Genomic DNA, 9,771 nt, shown 5'->3' on the forward strand with positions numbered 1-9,771 from the left:
GAGTACGGCGGTTTATGGAGACCGCATCACCATTCCCCGGCAATGCCCACGGAATGGCAAAGGTGTAGCAGACATAGGATCAGTTATTTAGTAGAACACTAAAAAGGCGAACCGAAAGGTTCGCCTTTTTGTTAACTCGTTATTGCCCCATTATCAGTTATGCAATTACCTATAGGTCCGCTTTGAGCGAGAAGCGAAAGTTCGGTAACTTAGCAGCAGGCCTTTATGGCTCTGCTTTCTAATTTGATTCTTGTATTCAGTAAAAGGCACCAATAGAGCAAGTACTGAAAATCCTTTTTTGGTGTTTATTGTTCATATTCAAAAGATGAACTCTAGCCCTTAACCTCTATCGCATGAATAAAAAGTCATTATAAAACGATCACCTAACCTTTCCGACATTTCCCTTTTTACCAAGTCAAGCAAATATAAATTCACTTTAAGTAGTAAATAAACACATGACTTTTTGTTTAAAGTGTTACATGCAGTGAAATTTTTCGTAAAGGAAGAGTTATCGTGGATATAACAATAAATATTAAAAATAAATGAATCATAGAAGGTGAGTTATGTTGCGGAATAAGATATTACGTCCAGCTAAGTTAACGTTAGCTATTAGCAGTACACTAGCATTTACTACCCCTACTTTTGCCGAAGAAGCTACATTAGCAGACAATCCAAAAATAGAGAAAATTGTTGTGAGCTCAAGGGGGCGCATTGAGTCTTTGCAACAAATCCCTGATTCAGTGACAGTGATTAATGAAGCAGAAATTCAACAAGCCAGAATAACTACTATTAAAGATTTCTCTGCGCTTACTCCTAACTTAGATGTTTCTACTAACTTCCGCTCAGGATTAAATTTTGTCACTGTACGCGGCCTTATCACACCTCAAGTTGGTGAAGCGCCAATTGCTTATGTAGTTGACGGCGTAACCGTGCCAAACCTTGAATTTATCAACCAAGGTCTACACAACATAGAGCGTATTGAAGTATTACGCGGCCCACAAGGCGCTCTTTACGGTAAAAATGCCATTGGTGGCGCAATTAATATAGTTACTAAAGCGCCAAGTGATGAAACCGAAGGTTCAATCCAAGTATCGTTTGCTGAAGGTAATGACGTTAAACTAAATGCAGCTATTAGTGGTGCAATTAGCGAGGATAAGCTTTATTACCGTTTTTCTGCTAATTACCACGACCGTGATGGTCAAATTACTAACACCTACTTAAATGAAGAAGTTGACTTTGTTGACGGTGCTTATGGTTTCCAAGGTTTGTTGGAATACTATATTGATGATGAAACTAGCTTAACCATACAGGGTAACTACTCTGACACTCGTCAAGGTAGTAACTATATGGCGTATATCACTGCTGAAGAATTAGAAGATTTCGATATTCAGCCAGATGCCAATACTGTTGGTGAAGATATCTCAGAAATGTATTTTGTATCAGCTAAGCTTGAGCGTGAATTTAATACCGGTGAATTAACAGTTGTCGCTTCTGCTAATAGCGCCGATATCGAGTTTTTCTCAGATGGTGACTTTACCCATTTAGATGCCAGTGAAGAGAACTTCTATTTCCCAATTACTCAAATCAACCCAATTAAAGAAGATGGCAAGAGCATTGAAGCACGCTTTACCTCATCAATTGATAATGCTTTTCGTTGGACAGTTGGTGGTTTTGCTGAAACTAAAGATAGAAGTGTATCTTACGACCAAGTGTGGGATGTTACGCCAACTGAGCGTGTTACTTATGACGATGTCAAAGAGTTAGTTAAAAGTGACCCTACATTAGTATTTACCGGTGAAAAAACCGAACAAGAAAGTGATGCTTATGCATTATTTGGTCAAGGTAATTACGATATCTCAGAAAGCTTAGAATTAACCCTTGCTCTTCGTTATGACTCAGAAACCCGTGAAGCTTATGATAAGCGTGATGTTGCTGCATCAAGAGCCAAAGCAACCTTTAGTGAATTACAACCTAAAGCGTCATTAGCATGGCAGTACACGCCAGATGTTTTATTTTACTCAACCTATTCAAAAGGTTTTAGATCTGGCGGCTTTAACGAGTACGCACCAACAGTGAATCGCCAGTACAACGAAGAGGTGTCAGACACTGTTGAAATCGGCTCAAAAACCACTTGGTTAGATAATCGTGTTTGGTTAAATGTAGCCGCATTTCATATTTTACAAGAGCAGGCGCAATTTACTCGCTTAAACCCAACAACCTTTACGCTAGAGAACTTAAACATTGATGAAGTCACTATCAATGGTTTAGAGCTCGAATTATCAGCCAACGTGACTGACGATTTAAAAATCGCTATTGGCGCTGGATTAATTGATAACGAAATTACTAAAAACCAAGGTGTAGATATTTTATCAGGCCGCGATCTTCAAGAAACAGAAGGCGGCACTATGCCTTATGTTTCTGAGTTCAACTTAAATGGCTCCGTTACTCACTTCACTGAGCTTTCAGGCGATTGGTTATTAAGCTCTCGCGTTGCGTTCAATACGGTTGGCCCAAGAAGCTTTGACATATTTAACGAAGATACCGGTGAGTCTGATACTCACACTTACCTAAATGCCAATTTCACTTTTGAAAATGAAAACTGGTCTGTGTCGTTATTTGCCAACAATTTAACTGACGAAGAATCACCAGAAACAGTATTCTTATTTAACCCATTAATTCGCATGCCAAATGCACCAAGACAAATTGGTATGCAGGCAAAATTTAATTTTTAGTCGGTAAATTTCGGTGCGGTAGCCATAAATAAGTGGCAACCAATTTTCCCCAATTTTTTTTTAGAGGTCTCTATGACTGTACGAGTTGCAACCGATGTTGGTGGCACCTTTACCGATCTTGTTTACATAGATGAAGGTAAAGTTAAAGCGGTAAAAAGCGATACCACACCACCTAATTTTGAACAGGGCGTTGTTAACGCTGTTGATAAAGCGAGTATTTGCCTTGATGATGTTGATTTCTTTGCCCATGGCTCAACGGTAGTAATTAACGCAATCACTGAACGTAAAGGTGTTAAAACGGGCCTTATCACCACCCAGGGTTTTCGCGATATTTTAGAAATTGCTCGCGGCAATACGCCAGATATTTTCAATAACTGCTACCAAAAACCTAGTCCATTTGTTGAGCGTCACCTACGCCTTGAGTTACCCGAAAGATTAGATCACCAAGGTAATGTTGTAACTGAGCTTGATTTAACTAGTTTGCCTGAAATCATCAGCTATTTTAAGTCACAAGATATTGAAGCGATTGGTGTTTGTTTCCTACATGCTTATTTAAACCCTATTCATGAGCAAGAAACCGTTGCTGCAATAAAACAAGGGTGGCCTGAAGTGGATGTAATTTCCTCAAATGAAATCTCAGCCGAATGGCGTGAATATGAGCGCACCAATACCACTGTGCTCTCGGCTTATGTTCTGCCACCTACACAGCAATACTTAAATAAATTGAAAACTAAGCTAGCTGAGAAAGGCTTAAAGAATGATCCATTCATCATGCAATCTAACGGTGGTATCGCCACTTTAAATGCGGCAAGTAAAAACCCGATCACTTTAGTGGAGTCTGGACCTGTTGGCGGTATTTTAGGTGCGGCGGCTTACGGTAAAGTTATTGGCGATGGCAATATCATGGCACTTGATATTGGCGGTACAACCGCGAAATGTTCACTAATTCATAATGGTGAAACCCGCATAACCACTGAATATATGTTAGAAAAAACTGCTAAATCAGCAGGTTACCCAGTAAAAACGCCAGTTATTGATATTGTTGAAATTGGCAATGGCGGCGGCTCTGTTGCTTGGATTGACGCGGCAGGTAGCTTACATGTTGGTCCACAAAGTGCTGGCTCTACGCCAGGACCTGTGGCCTATGGCCGCGGCGGCAATGAGCCAACTACCACTGACGCTAACCTTTATACTGGTCGTATTAACCCAGAAAACTTTGCTGGTGGTGATATCAAGCCTGATGTAAAAGCAGTACACAATGCCTTTGCTAAATTAGGAGGTGAGCTCGGCGTACAAGCGATGGATGTTGCCCATGGAGTGCTAAAAATTGCCAATTCAAATATGGTAAATGCATTAAAGCTTATCTCGGTAAACCGTGGATATGATCCTCGTGATTTCTCGTTAATGGCCTTTGGTGGCGGTGGTGCCTTACATGCAACGGCGTTAGCTAAAGAACTTAATGCGAAAAAAGTCATTATCCCACCATTTGCTGGAGTGTTCTCAGCTTGGGGAATGTTAATGATAGATCTGCGTCGCGATTACATTCAAACCCATAAAATTGCCATTAGTAGACACAGCAAAGCTGAAATTGATCATGCTTTTGATGGCGTAATCAACAAAGCTTTAGCTGATTATCAAGAAGATGGTTTTAGTGATGATCGCGTAATGCACGAGCTCTATCTTGATGCGCGTTATGAAGGCCAAGAGCACACAGTAAAAATTGCTGTGTCTGACTTAAAAATGGCAAAAGAGGACTTTATCGACGAATTAATTACTCGTTTCCACAAAGCCCATGAACAAGAATATACCTTTAGTTTAGAAGGTTCAGCCATTGAAGTGGTTAATCTTCATTTAGTAGCTTATGGCTTACTTGATAAAGCAGAAATTGCTTCAGTAGCGAAAAGTGAATCAATAGATGCCAGCTCTGCAAAAGTTGGTGAGCGTGACGTTGATTTTGACGATTTAGGGGTTCACAACACCTGTATTTATCAACGTGAGTTATTACATCATGGTATGGAATTTACTGGCCCTGCAATTATTGAAGAGCCAACCACAACTACAGTTGTTCTTCCTGATAGTAAAGTGGAAGTGGATGCCTTTGGCGGTATTCATATTCACTTAAACCAATAACCAACACAGAGGATTTAACTAATGACTGCGATTAAAGACAACACGTCAAATACCACTAGTGTTGATATCTTCACCATTGAGATCATAAAAAATGCCTTGATTGCCATTGGTGAAGAGATGTTTATTGCACTACAGCGTAGTAGTAAAAGCCCAATCATCTATGAGTCACTCGATTATGGTATTGGCGTTACAGATGCCAAAGGGCGATTAATTTCTCAAGGTAATGGTATTCCTGGTTTTATCGGTACACTTGATGCTGGCGTAAAAAACATCATTAAAAAATATGATAGCGATCAGATTTTCCCAGATGATGTCTTTATCTTAAATGACCCTTACTCAGGCGGTGGAACCCATTTATCTGATGTTTGTATGATTCGCCCAGTGTTTTACCGGAATACTTTAGTGGCTTGGACAGGCAATAAGGCTCACTGGACAGAAATTGGAGGTAAAGATCCTGGCAGTTATAGTGCAGACGCTACGTCTATCTATCAAGAAGGTTTGCAATTCCCTGGCATTAAAGTATTTGAAAAAGGCGTCGCTAACCAAGCACTACTTGATTTAATTGAAGCAAACGTGCGTTTACCAGATATGACCTTAGGTGATTTACAAGCATGTGCCGCCTCGTTAAAAGTTGGTGAACAACGTTTTTTATCAGTCATGGAAAAATACAGTCGAGATACTACGTTAAAGGCAATTGATAAGCTACTTGATCATGGGGATGCTATGGTCATGGAGAAATTTAAAAACTTACCTAAAGGTGATTTCTATGCCGAAGATGTTATTGATGAAGATGGTATGGGCAACGGGCCATTTACAGTAAAAGTAAAAGTGACGATCACTGATGAAGTTTTTATTTGTGATTTTACTGGCTCGTCAGAGCAAGCACCGGGGCCAATTAACTGTACGATGGGCGTACTAGAGTCTGCCGCCCGTGAAGTATTTATGGGTATTGTTGAGCCAGATGCACCATCAACAGATGGCTGTTTCAGACGTTTACATGTACGTTGCCCAGAAGGTACGGTTTTGACAGCAAAACGCCCCGCGCCAGTCTCTTCTTATTTTGAAGCTATGGTGTGTGCTGCTGATGTTATTCGAAAAGCATTATCGCCTGCTATTCCTGAAGTATTAACGGCAGGACAATTTGGTAGTGTTTGTACGATGAACTTATCAGGTATAAATCCATCAACTAAAGAGCCATTTTTATTAGTTGAGCCACTGGTTGGCGGTTGGGGCGCAAACAACGCTAAAGATGGGGAAAAAGGTCAGTTTTGTGTTGGTAATGGTGAAACCAGTAATATTCCAGTAGAAATTACCGAAGAGCGCTATGGTGTGCGTATTGAACGTTATGAATTTAACACTTCAAGTGCCGGCGCAGGCCAGTACCGTGGCGGTAATGGCGTCATTTTAGAATATCGCATTCTAGAAGATGGCGCCGATATCTCAAGCTTTTTTGGTCGCGGTATTACGCCGCCTTGGGGCGTTGATGGCGGTCAAAGTGGCTCTTGCAACTATGCAGAAGTGGTTGGCGCTGATGGCAAAGTTAAAGCTAAATTTAGCCGCACGAGCCGATATCCATTGCAAAAAGGCGATGTTTTACGCCTTGTTACCGGTAATGGTGGCGGCTGGGGCGAGCCGAAGTTAAGAGATAAAAAGGCTATCGCCAAAGATATCCTGAATGGTTTTATTACAGTGCAAGACGCTAAAAGAATTTACCAGTATAATCAGTAACCATGATGAGCCTAGCGAGTAGCTAAGCTCTATTATTTTCGGAGGGTATATGTCAGCCGTTGCCTCACACCAAATAAGCAAAAATAATGATCTCGCCTTTGGCCTTTCTGGATTACTCACGGCGCCAATTGGTTACTTGGTATTGCTATTTTTACCAGTGTATTTAGAAGTTGTCGCCAAGACAATGGCACTCACTGATCAACAAATAGGTCATCTAGCGTCAACCGACTCTGTCGGCATTGTTATCGCCACCTTACTATTTTCTTTTTTTATCCAAAAGCTTCAATTTCGACAAGTAACATTAGTCGGTGTTGCCATCACTGTTTTGGCTAATTTAGCTTCGGCTCTTACTGACAGTTTGACGCTACTATGCTTCATCCGTATCATTGCAGGTTTCGGTGAAGGCTTACTAGTAGCAGTTGGGATAACAGCTATAGGTATGACATCAAACCCTAATCGTTGGTTTGGCTTTTATACCGCGGTGGTGGTTGGCGTACAAGCTTTGGGTTTAGTAACGGTTGCACCTATTTATCAAGCAGGTGGCCTAATAGCAGTATTTGTTGCTATGGCCGCGCTTTACCTATTGCCCTTACTGGTCGTTAAACAATTACCGCAAAATACTACAAGTTATTTGACTAGAGAAGAAGCCAACCCACGCAACCACTATATTGCGCCTAAGTACTTTTTAATCGCCCTTGCTGGCTTACTGTGTTTTTACATTGGCATTGGCAGTACATGGACTTACATTTCATTTGCAGGTACAGACGCTGGGTTATCGTTAGACTACGTATCACAAGCTTTAGCACTGGCAATGATTGCTGGCTTACTAGGTGCTCTATTTTTTGCATGGCTAAATGACAAAGGAAAAAATGCGTGGTTGTTATCACTCTCTGTGGTCATTATGGGCGTTTCATTAATCGCTGTGCTATTTGACGTTAGCGAATTTAAGTATTTAATGCTTTTAAGTGTTTTTAGCTTTTTCTGGAGCATTGTTGGCGCACGTACTTTTGCCATTATTTCAGATGCTGATCACAGTGGTCAGTATATTAGTGCTGCACAAACACTCGTTGGCGTCGGGTATATAATAGGTCCAATGATAGCGGCACAAATAATTGTTGGTTATAGCTACCTCGGAGTTAATACCATGGGTGCTATCGCTTTTATGCTGTGCTTCGCATTGATGATGCCATTAGCAAGGAAATCGCGATAAATTTATAGCTCACAAAGCCAAACGTTATGAATTACTTTATATCGCTTGGCTTTTTAACAAGGAAGATAAATTAGAGTAAAGTAATCGAATGAATGATGATTTCATTTTCCAAATACTCATGTTTTTCCCCTTGCTCGTAAATCGCCATCAAAACGTCATCGCCTTCAGTAATACGACCAAAAGCGGCAAAGCCTAAGCCATCTTCATAGCGCTTACCGCCGTGATTAAGCTCTAATTGATCACCAATGCAAAAGAAAAAGCTGCCATCTGCACTTCCAGGGGCAAAACGTGCCATTGAGATGGTGCCATGAGTATGGGAAATACCGGTAATGTTCGTTGCTTCGTGAGCAATAGGTGCTAACAAGCTAGGATGCTCAGGAGGTAACCCCGCTTGAATCACTTCAATTTGGGTATTGGTGTCTTCTGGTTGATTAGCGTTGTCTTTGGTAACAATACGAAAAACACTACTCTCGTCAAAAAGTTTTTTTTGTACGTAGGTTAAAAAGTTACTAACCGTTACAGGGGCTTTATCAGCAAAAAGTGATACGGTAATATTGCCGAATTGAGTTTTAATTAAGACATTGGGATTATCTGACATTTAGAGCTCCAATAATGTGTTTTGACACTATTTTACGTAATGTCTTAAAAATAATGTCGCTTAACTAGACTAAAAATTAACAAAATATATTGAAATGAAACGTTGAAATTACAATTAGTTTTGTCTCTATCTCGTGGTGGTAACTATGGTGAAGAAGCAGGTTAAACTCGATAAAATTAATCGTAATATTTTAATCGAACTCCAAAATAATTCTCGCATTAGCAATAACGAGCTATCTGAGCGGGTTGGTTTATCGCCGAGTGCCTGTTTACAGCGTGTCAAAGCGATGGAGGAAGCAGGATATATCCTACAGTATGTGATGGCGCTCGATGTAAATAAACTTTGTATTAACGTAAAAGTATATGCCAACATTAAACTGAAAAGTAATACTTATCAAAACTGTAGTGTTTTTGAAAAAGCTATTAAGAAATATCCTCAAATGGTCGATTGTTTACGAGTAAATGGTGGCATCGATTACATAGCCTTTGTTATTTGTACTTCTGTAGAAGAGTTTAACGAGTTTTGTGATGAGTTATTGCAAGAAGAATTAGGTATAGAAAGTATCACCAGCCACTTTGTAATGGACGAGCCAAAATGGTTTGGCGGCTACCCCTTAGATAAATTACAATGGAAAGAGTAGTTTAACCTATATTCATAAACACTAATTTAAAAATTAATAACTAGCACATTATTATTGTGCCTTGCGGTAATAGATTTTTGAGCGTCTGCTTCTGATCGTAAAGAGTCGGGAATAGTTCAATGTAAAGGTATCTTATTGACACAGAGCCACCCATTGACACTAACATTTTTGTCACAAAAGTGAGTTTGAATCTCTGTGATCACTCATTTTAATATCAGAATCAGGTAAAAATTTTTTTTATGAGAGTTTAATCTTCCTCATACAACATGCTTTTATTGATTAATGACAATAAAATTGGAGAATTATTAAAAGTTATTAAGAGTTTTTTGTTATTTGTATTGTGATTTTTATAACCAAAAACATTCTCCAATTCCGCCATTTTTTATTAATACTGAAATAGTAAATAATCCCGAAAACACCAGCATCTTGTTTTTATTATGATTTTAAAAGTGTCAAAAATTGCCATTCTGTAAATTGGCAGGTCTTTTAATTATCGATATATTATATTCTCAATTATATCATGGGTTTAGGTTGTTTTGTGGACTGCCGAATTAAACTTTTCTCTGCTAAATTGTTTTTTATTTGTGCAGAGTTGTCTATATTCCGGCCGGATCTGAACAGCGATTCCGGAAACACTTGAATACCTATTCTGGAATCATTTGAACACTGATTCCGGATTTATTTAGTACACTTTTGTGCTGATTTCCGGAATCGGTGTTCAAGTACACCGGAA

6 protein-coding genes are annotated in these 9,771 nt (G+C 39.6%); 5 read left to right on the top strand and 1 reads right to left on the bottom strand.

Annotation, left to right across the window (positions count from 1 at the left end; translation table 11 throughout):
- Positions 1–563 precede the first annotated feature (563 nt).
- The 4 genes from ACXAG2_RS20515 to ACXAG2_RS20530 all read left to right on the top strand — a co-directional run bounded on the left by ACXAG2_RS20515 (position 564) and on the right by ACXAG2_RS20530 (position 7,800).
- The gene (locus ACXAG2_RS20515; protein WP_474870116.1) at positions 564–2,732 is read left to right on the top strand and encodes a TonB-dependent receptor; all 2,169 of its coding nucleotides are present in this window, start codon (positions 564–566) and stop codon (positions 2,730–2,732) included.
- 72 nt (positions 2,733–2,804) lie between these two features.
- Positions 2,805–4,862, top strand: coding sequence for a hydantoinase/oxoprolinase family protein (locus ACXAG2_RS20520; protein ID WP_474870119.1), 2,058 nt, complete (start codon positions 2,805–2,807; stop codon positions 4,860–4,862).
- A 21-nt stretch (positions 4,863–4,883) separates the two neighbouring features.
- A complete protein-coding gene (locus ACXAG2_RS20525; protein WP_474870122.1) occupies positions 4,884–6,590 on the top strand; it encodes a hydantoinase B/oxoprolinase family protein in 1,707 nt (568 codons plus the stop codon).
- Between the two features lie 49 nt (positions 6,591–6,639).
- Positions 6,640–7,800, top strand: a complete 1,161-nt coding sequence (locus tag ACXAG2_RS20530) for an MFS transporter (protein WP_474870124.1) — start codon at positions 6,640–6,642, stop codon at positions 7,798–7,800.
- A 70-nt stretch (positions 7,801–7,870) separates the two neighbouring features.
- Here ACXAG2_RS20530 and ACXAG2_RS20535 read toward each other — a convergent pair whose 3' ends face one another.
- The gene (locus ACXAG2_RS20535) at positions 7,871–8,398 is read right to left on the bottom strand and encodes a peptidylprolyl isomerase (protein WP_474870126.1); all 528 of its coding nucleotides are present in this window, start codon (positions 8,396–8,398) and stop codon (positions 7,871–7,873) included.
- Between the two features lie 145 nt (positions 8,399–8,543).
- Between ACXAG2_RS20535 and ACXAG2_RS20540 the strand changes: the two genes are divergently transcribed.
- Positions 8,544–9,038: an Lrp/AsnC family transcriptional regulator gene (locus ACXAG2_RS20540; RefSeq protein WP_474870129.1), complete on the top strand. Its 495-nt coding sequence runs from the start codon at positions 8,544–8,546 to the stop codon at positions 9,036–9,038.
- The last annotated feature ends 733 nt before the right edge of the window (positions 9,039–9,771 follow it).

Source organism: Alteromonas sp. ABH4_456 (genome assembly GCF_056160645.1).